Source organism: Pseudomonas sp. JL23, from assembly GCF_056933585.1.
In genome coordinates this window covers 1,431,802-1,449,654 of the sequence record NZ_CM167795.1, presented here as the reverse complement: position 1 = coordinate 1,449,654, position 17,853 = coordinate 1,431,802, and the positions used below count along the sequence as shown (strand labels likewise).

19 protein-coding genes are annotated in these 17,853 nt (G+C 59.9%); 11 read left to right on the top strand and 8 right to left on the bottom strand.

Annotated elements, in window-relative coordinates:
• Positions 1-29: 29 nt before the first annotated feature.
• A complete protein-coding gene (locus tag AC1Z24_RS06765; protein ID WP_483745025.1) occupies positions 30-1,178 on the bottom strand; it encodes a serine hydrolase domain-containing protein in 1,149 nt (382 codons plus the stop codon).
• 81 nt (positions 1,179-1,259) lie between these two features.
• On the bottom strand, positions 1,260-3,404 hold the full coding sequence (dinG, locus tag AC1Z24_RS06760; protein ID WP_259098979.1) for an ATP-dependent DNA helicase DinG: 2,145 nt from the start codon (positions 3,402-3,404) through the stop codon (positions 1,260-1,262).
• Between the two features lie 99 nt (positions 3,405-3,503).
• On the opposite strand from dinG, the gene AC1Z24_RS06755 reads away from it, so the two are divergent.
• Complete coding sequence (locus AC1Z24_RS06755; protein WP_483745024.1) at positions 3,504-3,968, top strand: CopD family protein; 465 nt, start codon at positions 3,504-3,506, stop codon at positions 3,966-3,968.
• 688 nt (positions 3,969-4,656) lie between these two features.
• Here AC1Z24_RS06755 and AC1Z24_RS06750 read toward each other — a convergent pair.
• Both AC1Z24_RS06750 and AC1Z24_RS06745 read right to left on the bottom strand, forming a co-directional pair.
• Positions 4,657-5,031, bottom strand: a complete 375-nt coding sequence (locus tag AC1Z24_RS06750; protein ID WP_483745023.1) for a hypothetical protein — start codon at positions 5,029-5,031, stop codon at positions 4,657-4,659.
• On the bottom strand, positions 5,031-5,993 hold the full coding sequence (locus tag AC1Z24_RS06745) for a hypothetical protein (RefSeq protein ID WP_483745022.1): 963 nt from the start codon (positions 5,991-5,993) through the stop codon (positions 5,031-5,033). The genes AC1Z24_RS06750 and AC1Z24_RS06745 overlap by 1 nt, the downstream gene beginning before the upstream one ends.
• A 507-nt stretch (positions 5,994-6,500) precedes the next feature.
• Here AC1Z24_RS06745 and AC1Z24_RS06740 point away from each other — a divergent pair.
• Positions 6,501-6,668, top strand: a complete 168-nt coding sequence (locus AC1Z24_RS06740; RefSeq protein WP_483746550.1) for a DUF6124 family protein — start codon at positions 6,501-6,503, stop codon at positions 6,666-6,668.
• A gap of 80 nt (positions 6,669-6,748) precedes the next feature.
• Here the strand turns inward: AC1Z24_RS06740 and AC1Z24_RS06735 are convergent, their stop codons facing one another.
• The 3 genes from AC1Z24_RS06735 to AC1Z24_RS06725 all read right to left on the bottom strand — a co-directional run bounded on the left by AC1Z24_RS06735 (position 6,749) and on the right by AC1Z24_RS06725 (position 8,666).
• Complete coding sequence (locus AC1Z24_RS06735) at positions 6,749-7,507, bottom strand: collagen-like protein (protein ID WP_483745021.1); 759 nt, start codon at positions 7,505-7,507, stop codon at positions 6,749-6,751.
• Positions 7,500-7,775, bottom strand: coding sequence for a DUF1145 domain-containing protein (locus AC1Z24_RS06730; RefSeq protein ID WP_259098968.1), 276 nt, complete (start codon positions 7,773-7,775; stop codon positions 7,500-7,502). Before AC1Z24_RS06730 ends, AC1Z24_RS06735 begins: the two co-directional genes overlap by 8 nt.
• Before the next feature lie 183 nt (positions 7,776-7,958).
• Positions 7,959-8,666 (bottom strand): PA1041 family peptidoglycan-binding anchor lipoprotein, encoded by a 708-nt coding sequence (locus AC1Z24_RS06725; RefSeq protein ID WP_259098965.1) that lies wholly within the window; start codon positions 8,664-8,666, stop codon positions 7,959-7,961.
• Between the two features lie 261 nt (positions 8,667-8,927).
• Between AC1Z24_RS06725 and AC1Z24_RS06720 the strand changes: the two genes are divergently transcribed.
• Positions 8,928-9,425, top strand: coding sequence for a DUF6231 family protein (locus tag AC1Z24_RS06720; protein WP_259098962.1), 498 nt, complete (start codon positions 8,928-8,930; stop codon positions 9,423-9,425).
• A gap of 3 nt (positions 9,426-9,428) precedes the next feature.
• Positions 9,429-9,899, top strand: a complete 471-nt coding sequence (locus AC1Z24_RS06715; protein ID WP_483745020.1) for a YchJ family protein — start codon at positions 9,429-9,431, stop codon at positions 9,897-9,899.
• A gap of 8 nt (positions 9,900-9,907) precedes the next feature.
• On the opposite strand, the gene AC1Z24_RS06710 is transcribed toward AC1Z24_RS06715, so the two are convergent.
• Positions 9,908-10,456: a hypothetical protein gene (locus AC1Z24_RS06710; protein WP_483746549.1), complete on the bottom strand. Its 549-nt coding sequence runs from the start codon at positions 10,454-10,456 to the stop codon at positions 9,908-9,910.
• Positions 10,457-10,553: 97 nt separating this feature from the next.
• On the opposite strand from AC1Z24_RS06710, the gene AC1Z24_RS06705 reads away from it, so the two are divergent.
• The 7 genes from AC1Z24_RS06705 to AC1Z24_RS06675 all read left to right on the top strand — a co-directional run bounded on the left by AC1Z24_RS06705 (position 10,554) and on the right by AC1Z24_RS06675 (position 17,845).
• Entirely contained in the window at positions 10,554-11,048 is a 495-nt protein-coding gene (locus AC1Z24_RS06705) for an LEA/WHy family protein (RefSeq protein ID WP_483745019.1), read from the top strand.
• Positions 11,045-11,245 (top strand): SEC-C metal-binding domain-containing protein, encoded by a 201-nt coding sequence (locus AC1Z24_RS06700; RefSeq protein ID WP_413302055.1) that lies wholly within the window; start codon positions 11,045-11,047, stop codon positions 11,243-11,245. Before AC1Z24_RS06705 ends, AC1Z24_RS06700 begins: the two co-directional genes overlap by 4 nt.
• A gap of 181 nt (positions 11,246-11,426) precedes the next feature.
• Entirely contained in the window at positions 11,427-13,937 is a 2,511-nt protein-coding gene (locus AC1Z24_RS06695) for a penicillin acylase family protein (protein ID WP_483745018.1), read from the top strand.
• A gap of 479 nt (positions 13,938-14,416) precedes the next feature.
• A complete protein-coding gene (locus AC1Z24_RS06690) occupies positions 14,417-15,196 on the top strand; it encodes a transporter substrate-binding domain-containing protein (RefSeq protein WP_259098953.1) in 780 nt (259 codons plus the stop codon).
• 83 nt (positions 15,197-15,279) lie between these two features.
• Complete coding sequence (locus AC1Z24_RS06685; RefSeq protein ID WP_259098951.1) at positions 15,280-16,008, top strand: ABC transporter permease; 729 nt, start codon at positions 15,280-15,282, stop codon at positions 16,006-16,008.
• Positions 16,005-16,715, top strand: coding sequence for an ABC transporter permease (locus AC1Z24_RS06680; RefSeq protein WP_483745017.1), 711 nt, complete (start codon positions 16,005-16,007; stop codon positions 16,713-16,715). Before AC1Z24_RS06685 ends, AC1Z24_RS06680 begins: the two co-directional genes overlap by 4 nt.
• 11 nt (positions 16,716-16,726) lie before the next feature.
• Positions 16,727-17,845, top strand: coding sequence for a succinylglutamate desuccinylase/aspartoacylase family protein (locus AC1Z24_RS06675; protein WP_483745016.1), 1,119 nt, complete (start codon positions 16,727-16,729; stop codon positions 17,843-17,845).
• The last annotated feature ends 8 nt before the right edge of the window (positions 17,846-17,853 follow it).

Genomic DNA, 17,853 nt, shown 5'->3' with positions numbered 1-17,853 from the left:
GGTATGAAACAAGTACTTATGATGAATACTTATTGCAAACACTCACCCAGAATCCGCGCCAGCTTTTGCGCCCGTGGATCCATCAATACGTAGGGGCCGAGGGTGTTGGTGACGAAGCCAAAAGCGACCTCACGCTCAGGGTCGGCAAAGCCGATGGAGCCGCCTGCACCAGGATGACCGAAGGCTTTGGGCCCCAGGCCATAGGTGGCGTTGGCGACGTCCGGCTGATCGAGCATGCAACCCAGGCCGAAGCGGGTCTGGGTCAACAGAGTCCGGTCATGGCCCTGGCTGTGGGTGCGGGTCAGTTCGTTGAGCAAATCCGCTTCAAGCAGGCTGCCTTCAAGCAGGCCGGTATAAAAACCAGCAAGGCTGCGGGCATTGCCATGGCCATTGGCGGCCGGTTGCTGCATCCGCCGCCATTCAGGCTTGTTGGTGCTGGTCATGATCGACGGCGGATTGGTAAAGGCCCGGGCGGTCATGGAGTTCGGTTCGCGCAGGGTGGTTTGCAACAGGCGCTGAGCGGCCTCGTCACCGACATTGCCCTTGCCGCGAGCGATATGAGCGACCCGATAAAACTCTTCATCGGCCAGCCCGACATGGAAATCCAGGTCCAGCGGCCGGGCAATCCGCGCAGCAATCGACTCCCCCGGCCCACGGCCATCGGCGCGGCGTATCATTTCCCCGACCAGCCAGCCGTAAGTAATCGCGGCATAGCCATGGCCCTGACCCGGCGTCCACCACGGCGTCTCGGCAGCCAGGGCGGCAGTCATGGCGTTCCAGTCATACAGGGCTTCGGCAGGCAGCGTCTCGTGCAGAGCTGGCAGACCGGCCTGATGGCACAGCAGATGGCGCAGGGTGATGCCTTGCTTGCCCGCCGTCGCGAACTCCGGCCATAGCTTGGCGACCGGTTCGTCGAGGTGCAGCTTGCCCTCGCCGACCAGCTGCAGGGCAGCCACGGCGGTAAAGGTCTTGGTGCACGAGAACAGGTTGGCGATGGTATCGCTGTGCCAGACCTCGGCGCCGTCCTTGTCGGCAGTGCCCGCCCACAGATCGACGACGGTTTGCCCGCTAATCTGAATGCACAACGCCAGCCCGCGCTCTTGAGGGTCATCAAAAAGCGCGGCGAACGCTTCGCGAACGGCTTCGAATTGCAGCTCGAAATGACCTTGGATCTGCATTCGTGGGATCTCCTGATGGCAGGTGCACAAAAATTGGCGAGCATTGTTCCAGTGATAGGGCGCTTTGGGAACACACCAGGCTCAGGAGATCTCGCGGCGGAACGGCGGCAGCGCATTGAGAATCGCCTTGCCGTAGCGCTGGGTGACCAAACGCCGGTCCAGCAGCGTGATGGTGCCGCGATCCTCTTCGGTGCGCAGCAATCGACCGCAGGCCTGAACCAGACGCAACGAGGCGTCGGGCACGGCTATTTCCATGAACGGATTGCCGCCACGAGCTTCGATCCACTCGGCCAGAGCCGCTTCCACAGGATCGTCCGGTACGGCAAAAGGAATTTTGGCGATCACTACGTGCTCGCAATAGGCACCGGGCAAGTCCACGCCTTCGGCGAAACTGGCCAGGCCGAACAGCACGCTGGAATCACCGCCATCGACCCGGGCCTTGTGCTTGTTGAGGGTTTCCTGCTTGGACAGGTTGCCCTGAATGAACACTTGCTTGCGCCAGTCCCGCTCCAGGCCGTCAAACACGTCCTGCATCTGTTTGCGCGAAGAGAACAGCACCAGCGTGCCCCGTGAGCCTTCAACCAGAGTCGGTAGCTCACGAATGATCGCGGCGGTATGGGCGGCCGCGTCGCGAGGATCGGCTTTGAGGTCCGGCACCCGCAGCACACCGGCATCGGCGTGATGGAACGGGCTCGGCACCACTGCTGTCACCGCGCCCTTGGGCAGCCCGGCACGCATGCGATAGCGGTCGAACTTGCCCAAGGCGGTCAGGGTTGCCGAGGTCACCAAGGCGCCGTAGGCGACGTTCCAGAGGTTACGCCGCAGCATTTCGGCAGCGAGGATGGGGCTTGCATTGACCTCGATATCGAACAGCGAACCGCTGTCGGCCAGGGTCAGCCAACGCGCCATGGGCGGGCTGTCCTCCGGGTCCTCGGCGGTAAAGGCCGTCCACAACTCCCAGTTACCGTGGGCTCGCGCCAACAGGCTGCCGAACAATGGATACCACTCTTCGGCCTGATGGCTGGCGATGCCGATATTGACCTCGCCATCCATGCCTTCCTTGAGCAGGTCGGCCAGGCGGGTGAACAGGTCGTCGAGGCGGGCAAAACCCTTTTTCAGCTCGATACCCATCTCACGGATATGTTCGGGCACCACCCCGCCGATAAAGCGATGGCGCGGCCGCTCGCGGCCTTCCATGTCTTCACCGGCGCGGAAATCCGCCAATTGCTCGCAGGCACTGAACATGAACTGTTGCTGGCCCTTGATTTCCCGGGCCAGCTCCGGCACCTGTTCGATCAACTTGCCCAGGTCGCCCGGCAGCGGGTGCTGAGCAAGCAGTTTGGTCAGGTTCTTGGCAGTCTGCTCCAGCCAGTCGGCGGTAGAGCGCAGACGGGTGTAATGGGCGAAGTGGCCGATGGCCTTGTCCGGCAGGTGATGGCCTTCGTCGAAGACGTACAGGGTGTCCCGTGGATCAGGCAGCACCGCTCCGCCGCCCAGCGCAAGATCGGCCAGGACCATGTCATGGTTGGTGACGATCACATCGACTTTGCCCATGCCTTCGCGGGCCTTATAGAAGGCGCACTGCTGAAAATTCGGACAGTGCCGATTGGTGCACTGGCTGTGGTCTGTGGTCAGGCGCGCCCAGTCCTGGTCTTCCAGAGCCTGGGGCCAGCTGTCGCGGTCGCCGTCCCATTTATTGCCGGCGAGCTTTTCGATCATGCTGGTAAACAGTTTCTGGCTGGCCTCATCGACCTCGATCTTGAAGCCTTCTTCCTCGAACAGCTGCGCCGTAGCGTTGGCCGAGTCGCCTTCCTGCAAGAGCATGTCGAGCTTGGACAGGCACATGTAGCGCCCTCGCCCTTTGGCCAGGGCGAAGGTGAAATTCATGCCGCTGTTGCGCATCAGCTCGGGCAGATCCTTGTAGACGATCTGCTCCTGCAGGGCGACAGTGGCGGTGGCGATGACCAGGCGCTTGCCCGCCGCCTTGGCCGTGGGAATGGTGGCAATGGCATAGGCCACGGTCTTACCGGTACCGGTGCCCGCTTCCACCGCGACCACGGCCGGGTCGCCCGAGCGCCGCCCTTCTTCATCGGTCTCGATATCGCCCAGCACCTTGGCGACCTCCGCGATCATCAAACGCTGGCCATAACGGGGCTTGAGGCTCTTGGCTTCGAGGAAACGCGAATAGGCGCCCTGAATCTGGGACTTGAGTTCGGTACTGATCATGGGCTTGAGGCGCTACAAATATGCTGGATAAATTCTCAGTAGTTCTGAGAGGTCGCTATCATACCTCGCTAAATCCTTCCGCGCAGAACGGAGTACCTGATGACACCCTTTTCCCTCGTCTACACCCTGCATGTCCTGGCCGCCCTGACCTGGGTCGGCGGCATGTTTTTCGCCTGGATGGTCCTGCGCCCCGCGGCCGTCGCTGCTCTGGACGGCCCGCCACGGCTTAAATTATGGCTGAATGTGTTCCCGCGCTTTTTCGTCTGGGTCTGGCTGGCCGTGGTGATTTTGCCGATCAGCGGTATCGGCATGATCCAACTGCAATTCACCGGCTTCGAAACCGCACCACGCTATGTGCAGGTGATGATCGGCCTGTACGTCGTGATGGTCGCCCTGTTCATCCGCATCCAGGGCCTGCAACTGCCGGAACTGCGTCGCGCAGTGGAAGCAGAGCAATGGGCCGACGGCGCGGCGGCGCTGGGGCGGATTCGGCGGCTGGTGGGCAGTAACCTGATTATCGGGTTGGTAGTGGTGGCGATTGCGGCGGCGCGACCGATGTTTTAAGCCTATTGCACGCATTGCAACCGACCGTAGGAACAGCTTTAGTCGCGAGGGCGCCTTCGCGGCTAAAGCCGCTCCTACGGTGGTTTGCGGGGTTAGCTGCTGGGTCTGTCAGAAATAGCAAAGTAAAATGTAATCATGGCCAAGGCTGTGAGCATCATGTAGATGGACGCGACCTTCATCTGCCAGCGAAGCTTCTTAGGTATCCGCTTGTCAGTGTCCTTCGGAATCTGGCCTCGCTTATAGAGAAAGCCTGGCATTAGCACTATCTGCATAATGTGAAAGAACCTCAATTGCCGACCGAAGTATCCATTTCCGCAAACTGATCTATTCCACTCAACAGACTTAATCCCTTCGAGATACCCCTCAAGCCTATCCAGGCTCCGGTAGTAAAAAAATAATATAACGCCCACGTTCAACCATATATTTATGCCAATGATCAGTGCCCACCATCCAGAATGAATGCTCATTCAGAGGGCCTCCATTCGTAGACCAGCTCCCCTATCTCCGCCCCAACCAGACTACCCCCCCACATGCCATCCAGCCGCGCCGAAAATGATGCCACAACCTATAACCCCCAATTATTTACTCCTACAGCAACAATTAAAATTACCCCAGTGGAATTAGCTACTCCTATGTGACTAGCGCCAGCCAAGAAGGCGATTTCCTGGCTAGAGCAGGCACCACAGTGTTAGCTACCGTATTTCCCTACAAGTACAAGGTATAGCGCGCCCATCCCCAGGACAGTAATCGCCATATGCACATAAACAATCTTCAATTGCAGGCGAAGCTTCTTGGGTATTCGTTTATCTGCATCTTTGAAGCTATAGCCACGCTTATGGCATAGATTCGGTAGAAATATTATGGCCATTATATTACTGAGCCTCATCTGACAGCCAATGTATCCTCCTCCCCAGACTGATCTATTCCATTCGACAGATTTAGCTCCCGCCAGATAATTCTCCAGCTGCTCTAATCGGCGACGGTGAAAAAAAATCATGGCCCCGACATTTACCCAAATATTGATAGTAATGAAAATAGCTATCCAAAATTCTTCATCCGTCATCACTCTGGACTCCATTCATAGAGCTTTTCACCCACCATTTCACCAACGTATTCGCCACCCTTTCCACCGGCGAGCCCACCCGCAATACCGGCGATGATGCCACAAGCCAAACCACCCCACCCACCTGTAGGCACTGCGATAGCAACACATAACGGCTTAGCGCCTGCAACTGCCAACCCGCCTCCAATCAGGCCGCTTCCTACTCCTAATACCAACTTCCCTCCCGCCACATAATGCGTCTTGACGCACTTATCCTCCCGCCCAACCGAACAAGCCTCGCTTATTTCCAAAGTACTGGCCGTTGCATTCAACACAATACCCACATGAGCCCCGTATTTAAGCAACTTTGCCGTCCTGGCAATGTTACTCATACGTCGGGTGTAATCGCGCAGTTCACCGGTATGCAGATAACTCTTGGTGGAAATCCCCAGCATCTTCTTGATCGAGCCACGGTTGTGCATGCCCGTACCCCAGCGGGCGATGCCCTTGAGCTGACCGTCCAGTTTGTTGAACAGCACCTGGCGTTGGTTGATAAATTCCTGTCGGGCGATGGGCGTGCCCCGTTGCAGCGACAGTTTGTGCAGTTTTTCTATATCGGCCAGGGTCTGTTCTACGGCCTTGAGATGACTGCTCCAACTCCCGGAGACGGCGCCAAGGCCCAGCGAGCCGTAGCCGAGCATAGGCTGCAATACATCGTAATGTTTGAGCATCAGGCCGTCAGAGCCTAGAGAGTTGTGGTGGACCTGATGGCTGACGTGCTGCGCCATGCGCATCAGTTCGGCCTCCTCGATGGTGCAGGATTTAGTGGTGCTGTCGGGCACTATGACCATCTGCCCCGGAATCACCACCTGATTGCGAATATGCACATTCAGCGTATTGAATTTATCGCCAGCGCCCAAACGGGACTTGATAGCGCTGTCGCCCTGCATTTGGTCATTGATAAATGCGTAAGCCTTGCTCATCTCTTGAACTCCCTGTAACTGGAAGTGCGAGAATATTGAAACTGAATAGAGATGAGCTACAACGCAATCGATATTTACGAATTTCCAGAAGCAACCTACAAGCCTTGGTTAACTTTTCCTACAGCGACAATTGAAAATTTACTTAAGCTAACAAAAACACGGCTCAACGACAGACCTTTTCTGTATCTTTAGTATGAACTTTCCTAGAAGATCTGTAGCTCTTGCATGAGGTAACTTCGCTCTTTAGGCTGCTTCGGTCGCTGAGTAATCAGCGATCGGGTTTAGCAGCCTCTTTTTTCCGTTACTTACGTGCAAGGCCTACTACATGGTGACTTTGCGCGGGGCACTTTCGAGTGCGCCGGGTAATGGTAACGGCAACCGGTCTGCTAACCCACGTCAAAGTCGCCACCCTGATATTTGTTTAGCAGCGAACGTGCGGTGGCCTATCCATAAGGTCGTTACCATGATTAATGCTACAACCGAAAAACCCCAGTTCTCACTGGAAAAATCCTGCTGCATGCCTCGGACCTGCTGCGCTATCTGGCGGCCATCGCCTATGAAACCGCCGATAACTCCAGCGGCTCGCAGCGGGACCTGGTGTTTTCGATGCTGTGTCTGATCGAGCAGATCAAGAGCGAGGTGGACCGCTCACGGGCCCATGTCGAGACCTGCTGAACAAGTTGAATCTGTGGGGCCGGCTTTAGCCGGAAAGGCGCATTCCCGGCTAAAGCCGATCCCATAAGATATTGACAGTCTTACAAATGCTGCACCATCACCGAACCCGCGGAACCTTTACCGCCCGGTTGCCCGGCGTCGCCCGTGCGACCAGCCTTGCCGCCGTCGGCGCGGTAAACCAGGCAGCCTTTCGAGGCGCCGCCCTGGCCGCCCTTGCCGCCGACACCCGGCGCGCCACCGTTACCGCCGTCGACCTGCACCTTGATGCGCTCAGCGGTAAACTCCAGCGGCACCTCCAGCCTTACCTGACCACCCGCAGCACCGTCACGGCCGTCACCGCCCTTGTCACCGTCGGAGCCCCTGCCCGCCTGGCCCCAGGTGCAACCCGGCGCCTTGCCGTTGCCACCGTCCAGGCCACTGTAGCCAGGCGCACCGGTGCCGCCACGGGCGTCCACTGCGAGAATATCGGCCTTGAGGTGCTCCAGACGCAGCGTCAGGTTGCGCCCTGGCAACGCCGGTTTCTCGAAGCTGCCCGCCGCGCCCCGGGCACTGATCTGGCTGCCACTGCCCAGCTCACCTTGCTTGACCGCCAGCTTGAACGGCGTCGGGCCGGGCACAATGGTGATGCGTGCCTCACGGCCCAACTTCAATTCGCCGACATTCATTTCGGTGACGGCGGCCGGGATCCATAAGGTTGCACCATCGGCGACTTCCAGACGATCCAGTTGCAGGACGCTGTTATTGCCGGGCAGGCGCATGAAGGAATTAGGCTGGACATTGATGGACTGGGCCATCGCCAGGGGGCTGCACAGCGCAGCGAGCAGACAGAGACTACGCATGGCTGACCTCACGGGACGAACGGGAAAAGGATTGCAGATGGAACATGCCGAAGCAGAGGATTTGCAGCCGATCGCGCCAGGGATGCGCTCGTCCACGCAGATCGCCGTTGAAAAACAGCACCTCAAGCACATGCATCAGCAGCATCAGGCCGCCAGCCAGCTTGAGCAGTATCTCGAAAGGGCTTGGCAGTTGCACCGCCAGGCTCACCAACACCACCAGCCAGAAGGCCAGCGTCAACACTTTCCCCATGCCCCAAAACAGCTTCATTACATGCCCCTGGTTATAGTTTTTCTGCGAACGCTTCCTATTGGGAACGCACAGTAACGGCTAGGGGGAAGAATATGCCAGCGCGGGGGTGAAATTTCATGTAGCCGGGAAGTAAACCGCCAGGCGGTTTCAGAAAAGAACGGGCCCGGCAGTATGCCGGGCCCGTCTGTTTACAGCGAGGGATCAACGGTTGATCTTGATTTCCACACGACGGTTCTGTGCACGGCCATCAGCGGTTTTGTTATCCGCTACCGGGCGGCTTTCGCCGAAGCCTTCAACGGAAACGAACTCGCTGCGCGGGATGCCGGAGCTGACCAAGTAATCAGTCACCGAGGCAGCGCGTTTCTGCGACAGTTTTTTGTTGTAGGCATCGCTGCCGACGCTGTCGGTATGGCCGCTGACGTGCAGTTGCGCGGTCGACGCTTCGCGTTTCAGGCGAGTGGCGATGACGTCGAGTTTTTTCTTGTCAGCTGCGGTCAGCTTGGCCGAGTCGAACTCGAACAGCACGTCGCGGATGACAATCACTTCCTCGCGGGACGAGGTGACCGGCTCAACCGGCACTGGCGCCGCTACAGGCGGTGGTGGCGGCGGGCAGCCATCGGCATCAACGACTACGCCTTTAGGCGTGTTCGGGCACTTGTCGCGGCTGTTCGGTACACCGTCGCCATCATCATCGCCATCACCATGCACCCAGCAATAGGCACCGGCCATGACACCCACCGCACCACCCAGGCTCGCTGCAACCGCAGCAGTCTGGAAGGCACCGACGGCGGCGCCACCCAATGCGCCGCCAGCCGCGCAAATGGGCCAATCAGTCTTTTGCAAGCCAGCGCAACCCGTAAGGACGCTGGTAACGAGAAGCAGAGGTAACGCCGTGCGCAACATTCTCATATGTTTTTCTCCTAATAGTCGGCCCACCGCCGCTCAAGGATTAAAGACGGCACTTGGCCATAACGCCAGCTTTATCCCGTGTTTCCGGGAGATTGCACTCATTTTTATACTTTTCGTCACCCAGCTCTGGAAAACGCTGAACGATTCAATTCGCCAGCAGTCAACGGCGCCGTAAAAAGCGCTTTCCAGAAATCAGGTGCAGTGAGACTAGGCCACGATCCCGGAGCGAGCTAGTCTTGCCATTCCAGATGAGGATTTTTGATGACCGAAGGTTTTTCCACCCGCACTCCCCAACAGGCCATGGCGGCCCTGCTTGACCGCTATGCTCCCGAACGCCTGCTGCTGGTGGGCAGCCAGGCGTTCCCGGCGCTGCAGGCGTTTCGCGAGGCACACCCCAACAGCCATGTGTTCCAGGCCATGCCCGGCCCCCTGTCGGCGGAGCTTGCCGGGCAACGTTTCGACCTGGCCCTGGTGGTGGACTGCCTGGAGCACATTCCCAAGCGCATCGGCCTGGAACTGCTCGGCGGCATCCGCAACCTCAACGCCAGCCGCATTGCCGTACTGGCCGACCTGCACGCCTGCGGCTGGCAAGACACCGACTTCTACTCCCTGGCCCTGCAAGTCAGCGAACGCTTCGCCCGGGACGAACAGGTCCTGTCCCTGTACACCTACGACCTGCGCGAATACAAGCAAGTCCCCGACTGGTTGAACGCGAAGTTCTGGGCCAACCCGGAGAATTTTGGCAAGTATTGGTGGTAAATCATGAGTAGCACTATTTGTCCCTGCGGCAGCGGGGATCTGTTGCTGGCCTGTTGCGGCCATTTCCATGCCGGGCAGCCGGCACCCTGCGCCGAGAAGCTGATGCGTTCGCGTTACAGCGCCTATGTGCTGGGCCTGATCGATTATCTGGTGGCAACAACCCTGCCCGCGCAGCAGGCCGGGCTGAACCGCGAGTCCATCAGCCAGTGGAGTGCCCAGAGCACCTGGCTGGGCCTTGAGGTAGAAAGCGCCGAGGTGTTCGGCGGCAAGCCCGAGCACGGTTTCGTCACCTTTACCGCGCGCTGGCACGACAACGACGGCGAACACAGTCATCGCGAGCGTTCGTCGTTCGTGCAGAATCAGGGCCGTTGGTACTTTATCGACCCGACCGTGCCGCTCAAGGCCGGGCGCAATGACGCTTGCCCATGCGGCAGTGAGCAGAAATTCAAGAAGTGCTGCGCTGGCTTCGTCTGACCAGACGTTCAGCGCAGCTGCAGATGGGAGGTGTCCGGCGCCGGCGCCTCCGCTGCTTTCTTTGCCTGACCCATGTCGCTGCCGGTCGGGGCCAGACTCAGTTGTGACAAGTCCAGCTTCAGCGGCGCTGCGGGCGGTTTGGGGTCTTGCATATTGGCGCCGACCTCAGCGATGGCCAGGTCAGGCGCATCGACGTCGACAAAGGCGGCCATGTAGACGTCACGCGGCTTGACCTGCAAGCGCCCCGGCTTGACCACAGGCCCAGGCCTGACCGGCAGGTAGCCGCGCTCATCCGGCGGCGGCGCCAGTTCGACCTCCTCCATCGGCAGTTCCATGTCGACCACCTCGACCAGAGCCCCGGCGCGCTCCAGGGTCGAGCGGTATTTCTCGGCGGCGGCTTTGTCGAGGTTGTTCTTGAGTACCAGGCGCCGCCCGGAGAACAACAGCGCCAGGCGCTGGGCATCGGCCTGGAACAATTTGCCCAGGTTGGCCTGCACCCGTTCAAGCTGGGCACCGGCAACGATCTGGCCGCTGAAGACGATTTCGTAGAGAGTCATGGGGGCACACTCGAGTTGCACATAGGCACGAGTATGGCGCAGGCTCGATTCCTGCAACAACCGCCAGCAACCCATTGCCGGTTCCCGGAGCCAGTTCATGTTTTCTCAGGTGCGTCTGTTCAAATCCATCGGCCTCGCGCTGTTGCTTGCCAATCTGACCGGCTGCGCCAGTTGGTTCAGCCAGTACGAAGAGCCGCAAGTGCATCTGCTCAAGGTTCAGGTGGTCAAGGCACACCTGCTGGAACAAAGCTTCAAGCTGCACTTTCGCATCGACAACCCCAACGACCGGGGCATGTGGGTGCGCGGGTTGAGCTACAAGATCCTGCTCAATGACGTGCAACTGGCCGAGGGCGATTACTCGGACCGCTTCCGCGTAGCGCCTCGCACCAGCAAGTATTTCGTCATTCCGATCAAGACCAACCTGTGGCAGCACCTCAAGTACCTGGCCAAATTGCTGGAAAAACCGCGCAACCCGATCCACTACCGCCTCGAAGGCAAGCTCAAGACCGGATTATTCTTCGGCCGCAGCGTGCGTATTGAGCGCGATGGCGAGATAATCCCCGGAGATTTGATTCCGGAGATTCCCAAATGAACCAACAACCCCATGTACATGGCCCCGATTGCAACCATGATCACGACCATCACGACCACGATCACGGCCATGTGCACGGTCCAAACTGCGGCCATGCCCATCAGGAGCCGGTGCGCAACGCGCTGAAAGACGTTGGCCGCAATGATCCCTGCCCATGTGGCAGCGATAAGAAATTCAAGAAGTGCCACGGCGCGTAACGCTTGGGGCATAAGCAACGGCCTCCGCCACTGGAGGCCGTTTTCATTTGTATCGCCGACTCCCGGTGGTCGCAGAAAAATCCTCAAATAAACTCCCCTTCCCCGCTTGCGTGGCGCCTGCCTGCTCACTAACGTAGCGCCTTTGCCCTTTATCCGCCGCTACCCCCTCAGGAGCTTCGTCATGGCCTCGCCATCCCTATCCCATTTTCTCCCCCGGTTCGGCTATGCCGCTGCCGTGGCAGGCTTGCTGAGTGTGTCGGGCTGTCAACTCGACGGCCATGGCAGCGACAGCGTGCCGCCCACTACCGGGGTCGTGGCGATCAAGGGCCTGGCGCAGAACGTCTCGGTGCGACGCAATAACCTGGGCATGCCGCTGATCGAGAGCAGCACCTTCCACGACGCGCTGTTCACCCTCGGTTATCTGCATGCCAGCGACCGCATCAGCCAGATGGTCGCCATGCGCCTGCTGGCCCAGGGCCGTCTTGCCGAGCTGGAAGGCCCGGCAGCACTGGATGTGGACCGTCTGATGCGCTCGGTGAACCTGCGTAAAAGCGCGGGCGACCTATACAACGGCTCTTCGCCGCGCCTCAAGCGCTTCTTCGAGGTCTATGCCCGGGGCGTCAATGCCTACCTGTTCCGCTATCGCGACAAGCTGCCAGCCGATCTGGCCGATGCCGGCTACATCCCGGAATACTGGAAGCCGGAAGACTCGGCGCTGATCTTCAGCCTGCTGGATTTCAGCACCTCGGCCAACCTGCAGCAGGAGCTGGCCTCGCTGCAACTGGCGCAAAAAGTCGGCCTCGACAAGCTGGCCTGGCTGATGCCGACCTATCCCGACGAGGAAGTGCCCCAGGCCGAAGCCGACAAGCTCAAGGGCGTCAACCTCAGCCAGGTGCAGGGCCTGGGTGACCTGAACAAGGCCGCCCTGCAACTCTCTGACCTGAACATGCTAAGCGTCGCCGCGTCGAATAACTGGGCGATCAGCCCACAACGCAGCCGCACCGGCAAAAGCCTGCTGGCCAGCGACATGAACCTGCCCGCCGGACTGCCTTCGGCCTGGAACTTCGTCGAGATCCGCGCACCGAAATACCAGGCCGCAGGTGCCACCATCGCCGGTCTGCCACTGCTGCTGAGCGGCTTCAACGGCAAGCTGGCCTGGGGCATGACGGCGGTCAAGGGTGACAATCAGGACCTGTTCCTGGAGCAGATCAAGCGCGAAAACAATCGCCTGATGTACCTGGCCAATGGCAAATGGCAACCCGCCGTGGCCCATGAAGAAACCTTCTTCGTCAAAGGTGGCCGCCCGGTTCGCGAAGCCTTCTACGAAACCCGCCATGGTGCGCTGCTCAACAGCGCCATTGGCGAGCGCAGCAGTCCGACCCAGGTCGTTGCCCTGAACAACGGCCTGGGCCTGGCCCTGCAAGTGCCGGACTTGAAAGACGACAAGAGCCTGGACGCCTATTTCGACCTGTCCCGGGCGCCGACTGTCGAGCGCGCGTTCGACAAGAGTCGCGAGATCCGCTCCATCGCTTTGAATATGGTGTTTGCCGACGCGTCCAATACCGGCTGGCAAGTCACCGGCCGCTACCCGAACCGCCGCGATGGCCTCGGCCTGCTGCCGTCACCGGGCTGGGACGGTCGCTACGACTGGGACGGTTTTGCCGATCCGATGCTGCATCCGTATGACCAGGATCCGCAGCAAGGCTGGATCGCCACCGCCAACCAGCGCACCGTGCCCAAGGGCTACGGCATGCAGTTGTCCAACTCGTGGTTCGCCCCGGAGCGCGCCGAACGCATCGCCGAACTGGCAGGCAGCGGCAAGCAGGACAGCCGCAGCCTGATCGCCATGCAGTACGACCAGACGACGACCTTCGCCGCCAAGCTGAAGAAGATGTTCGAAGCCCCCGGCATGGCCAAGCCTCTGCAACAGGCCATCGATGCCCTGCCGGAAGCCGAACGCGGCAAGGCCCGGGAAGCCTACTTGAGGTTGATGGCCTTCGACGGCAAGCTCAGTGCGACCTCGGCTGATGCGGCGCTGTACGAACTGTTCCTGCAGGAAAGCAGCAAGCAGATTTTCCTCGACGATCTGGGCCCGGAAAGCAGCCCGACCTGGAAAGCCTTGGTGGCAGGCGCCAACCTTGCTTATTCGGCTCAGGCCGACCACCTGCTCGGGCGTGAAGACAGTCCGTTCTGGGACGACCTGAAAACCCCGCAGAAAGAAGACAAACCGGCAATCCTGGCACGCAGCCTGGCCGCCGCCATCACTGCCGGGGACAGCCAGCTCGGCAGCGATCACAAGGCCTGGCAATGGGGCAAACTGCACCGCTATAACTGGACGGCGCAAGGCAATCAGTTGGCCAAGGCCCTGGGCGAGAGCAGCAACAGCAGCCTGAATCGCGGGCCGTTCCCGGCGGGCGGCGACCAGAGCACCCTGAACACCTCGGCCTACAGCTGGGGCCAGGACTTCGATGCCCGTTCGGTGCCTGCGTTGCGCATCATCGTTGACTTCGGCCTGAATGAGCCGCTGATGGGCCAAAGCGGTGCAGGCCAGTCCGGCAACCCGGCCAGTCCCAATTACGCCAACGGCATCGAGCCCTGGCTCAAGGCCCAGTACATGTCAATTCCACTGCAACCGCAGAACCTGGAGCAGGCGTTTGGCAAACAGCGGTTGACCCTGACACCGGGGAAATAGCTGAATTCATGGCTTTTTATGTGGGACCGGCTTTAGCCGGGAAGGCGCAGGTGTGACCGATGGATGTCTGTCGCCTATCACCTTGTCTTCCCGGCTAAAGCCGGTCCCACATTCGCTCCAGCGCACCGTCCCAACGTTACCCCACGGCCCAAAGCGGGCTGCGCTGGTAACGCGTCAGTAACATAAAGCCGCACTTCGCCAATCCCGCCCAGACAATCCAAGCGAATCGTTCTTTGCCCTCTATTGGTGCGCCATGTATTCTGCGCCCCTTTTTGGCCCTTCTACGTGTTGCGTCGATAGTGGCTTTCTGCTGTTTAGTGCGACGAAATTCCGCCTAAGTCAGCATTGCGACAACTGCTTACATTTAAAACGCACGTTCGCCTGTTTGGTTCGGAACTTGCTATCGTCTCTCGGTCTGGCCCTGCCGGTAGCAGGCCTCGCGTGATCCTAACGCTCAATTTGGTTTTAAGGACTGAACGATGAAAAAAGCATGGCTGACTCTCTCTGCATTGGCTATCTGCCTCGCCGCAGGCAATGCAATGGCCAAGGAATACAAGGAGCTGCGCTTCGGTGTTGACCCGTCTTACGCGCCTTTCGAGTCGAAAGCGGCTGACGGTAGCCTGGTTGGCTTCGACATCGACCTGGGCAATGCCATCTGTGCCGAGCTGAAGGTCAAGTGCAAATGGGTTGAAAGCGATTTCGACGGCATGATCCCTGGCCTGAAGGCCAACAAGTTTGACGGCGTCATCTCGTCGATGACCGTGACCGAAGCCCGCCAGAAAGTCATCGACTTCTCCAGCGAGCTGTTCTCCGGCCCGACTTCCCTGGTGTTCAAAAAGGGTGCAGGTTTCAGCACGCCGGAAAGCCTGAAAGGCAAAACCGTTGGCTATGAGCAAGGCACTATCCAGGAAGCCTACGCCAAGGCCGTACTGGACAAGGCTGGCGTCACCACCAAGGCCTACGCCAACCAGGACCAGGTTTATGCTGACCTGACCTCCGGTCGTCTGGACGCTTCGGTACAAGACATGCTGCAAGCTGAACTGGGCTTCCTGAAATCGCCAGCCGGCGCTGGCTACGAAGTCAGCAAGCCAATCGACGATCCACTGCTGCCAGCCAAGACTGCGGTCGGCATCTCCAAAGGCAACAAGGACCTCAAAGCCCTGTTGGACAAAGGCATCAAAGCTCTGCATGACGACGGCAAATACGCCGAAATTCAGAAGAAGCACTTTGGCGACCTGAATCTGTATAGCGGTAAGTAACACCCGGACGCCCATCGGTACGGCGATGCTCCACTGCCGTCCTCGATGGGCGTTTTGTTTTATTGACCGCAAAGGCGAGATCCATGCTCGAAGCGCTTATGCAAAACCTGGGACTGTCGGCATTCAGCTTGAAAGGCTTCGGCCCGCTGTTGCTCGCAGGCACCTGGATGACCATCAAATTATCGGTACTGTCGTTGATCGTGAGCATCGTGCTCGGCCTGATCGGCGCCAGTGCCAAGCTGTCCGGCTCGGTATTGCTGCGCGCACCGGCCCAGCTCTACACCACCCTGATCCGCGGTGTGCCGGATCTGGTACTGATGCTGCTGATTTTCTATAGCCTGCAAACCTGGCTCAGCGGCATCACCGACGCCCTGGAATGGGACTACATCGAGATCGACCCGTTTGCGGCCGGGGTCATTACCCTGGGCTTCATCTACGGCGCCTATTTCACCGAGACCTTCCGTGGCGCGATCCTCGCGGTGCCGCGTGGTCAGGTCGAAGCCGCCACTGCGTATGGCCTCAAGCGCGGCCAGCGCTTTCGCTACGTTGTCTTCCCGCAGATGATGCGTTTCGCTCTGCCGGGTATCGGCAATAACTGGCAAGTGCTGCTCAAGGCCACCGCCCTGGTGTCGATCATCGGCCTGGCCGACCTGGTCAAGGCGTCCCAGGACGCCGGCAAGAGCACCTACCAGCTGTTTTACTTCCTGGTCCTGGCAGCCCTGATCTACCTGCTGATCACCAGTGCCTCGAACTTCGCCCTGCGCTGGGCTGAACGGCGCTACTCCGCAGGCAGCCGGGAGGCGCAACGATGATCGAACTACTCCAGGAATACTGGCGGCCCTTCCTTTATAGCGACGGCCAGCACATCACCGGCCTGGCCATGACCCTGTGGCTGCTCAGCGCGTCCATCGCCATCGGCTTCCTCGTGTCCATTCCGTTGTCGATTGCCCGCGTGTCCAGCAACCGCCTGGTACGCTGGCCGGTGCAGTTCTACACCTACCTGTTCCGTGGCACGCCGCTGTATATCCAGTTGCTGATCTGCTACACCGGCATCTACAGCATCGCCGCCGTGCGTGCCCAGCCGCTGCTCGATGCGTTCTTTCGCGATGCCATGAACTGCACCATCCTGGCCTTCGCCCTGAACACTTGCGCCTACACCACCGAGATCTTCGCCGGTGCCATCCGCAACATGTCCCACGGCGAAGTCGAAGCGGCCAAGGCTTATGGCCTGACCGGCTGGCGGCTCTACACCTACGTGATCATGCCGTCGGCCCTGCGTCGTTCGCTGCCTTATTACAGCAACGAAGTGATCCTGATGCTGCATTCGACCACCGTGGCCTTCACCGCCACCGTGCCGGACATCCTCAAGGTGGCCCGTGATGCCAACTCGGCGACCTTCATGACCTTCCAGTCGTTCGGCATCGCCGCGCTGATCTACCTGACCGTCACGTTCATTCTGGTCGGCCTGTTCCGCCTCGCCGAACGCCGCTGGCTGGCCTTCATCGGCCCGTCTCACTAGGACCTGCCTGAATGCGTCATCTGACACATGATCTGCTCGCCCCCGTGCCCGGCACCGCGCGGCAGATCCACAGCTTTCACTACGGCCCGCAAGACGGCGCCTGCAAGATCTACATCCAGGCCTCGCTGCATGCCGACGAACTGCCCGGCATGCTGGTGGCCTGGTATCTGAAACAGCGCCTGGCCGAGCTGGAAAACGCCGGGCGCCTGCTCGGCGAGATCGTGGTCGTGCCCGTGGCCAACCCCATCGGCCTGGAACAGGTGCTGATGGACATTCCCCTGGGCCGCTACGAGATGGAAAGCGGGCAGAACTTCAACCGTCTGTTTGTGGACTTGAGCCTGCAGGTTGGTGATGACATCGAAGACCGCCTCAACGACGACCCGGCGCACAATATCGCCCTGGTCCGCCAGAGTTTGCGCGCCGCCCTTGAAGCCCAGGTGGCCGCCACCCAGTTGCAATCCCAGCGCCTGACCCTGCAACGCCTGGCCTGCGACGCCGACATGGTGCTGGACCTGCACTGCGACTTCGAATCCGTCGAACACCTGTACACCACGCCCGAAGCCTGGAAAAAGGTCGAGCCGCTGTCGCGCTATCTCGGTGCCCAGGCCAGCCTGTTGGCGACTGACTCCGGCGGCCAGTCCTTTGACGAGTGCTTCACGCTGGTCTGGTGGCAATTGCAGGAACGCTTCGGTCACCGCTTCAGCCTGCCTATGGGCAGTTTTTCGGTGACTCTGGAGCTGCGCGGCCAGGGTGACGTCAATCACTCCCTGGCCAGCCGCGACTGTCAGGCGCTGATCAACTACCTGATTCACTTTGGCGCCATCAGCGGCGATATCAGCATCCCGCCGCAACTGCTCTACCCGGCCACGCCACTGGCCGCCGTCGAACCGGTTGCAACTCCGGTCGGCGGCCTGCTGGTGTTCTGCACCCAGCCCGGCGAGTACGTCGAGGCCGGACAACTGATCGCGGAAGTCATCGACCCCATCGGCGATGGCGTTACCCCCATCCATACGCTCAACGCAGGCCTGCTCTACGCCCGCTCGCTGCGACGCATGGCGACGGCCGGAATGGTCATCGCCCACGTTGCAGGCACCGAGGCCTACCGCAGCGGCTACCTGCTTTCTCCTTAAGGACTGCC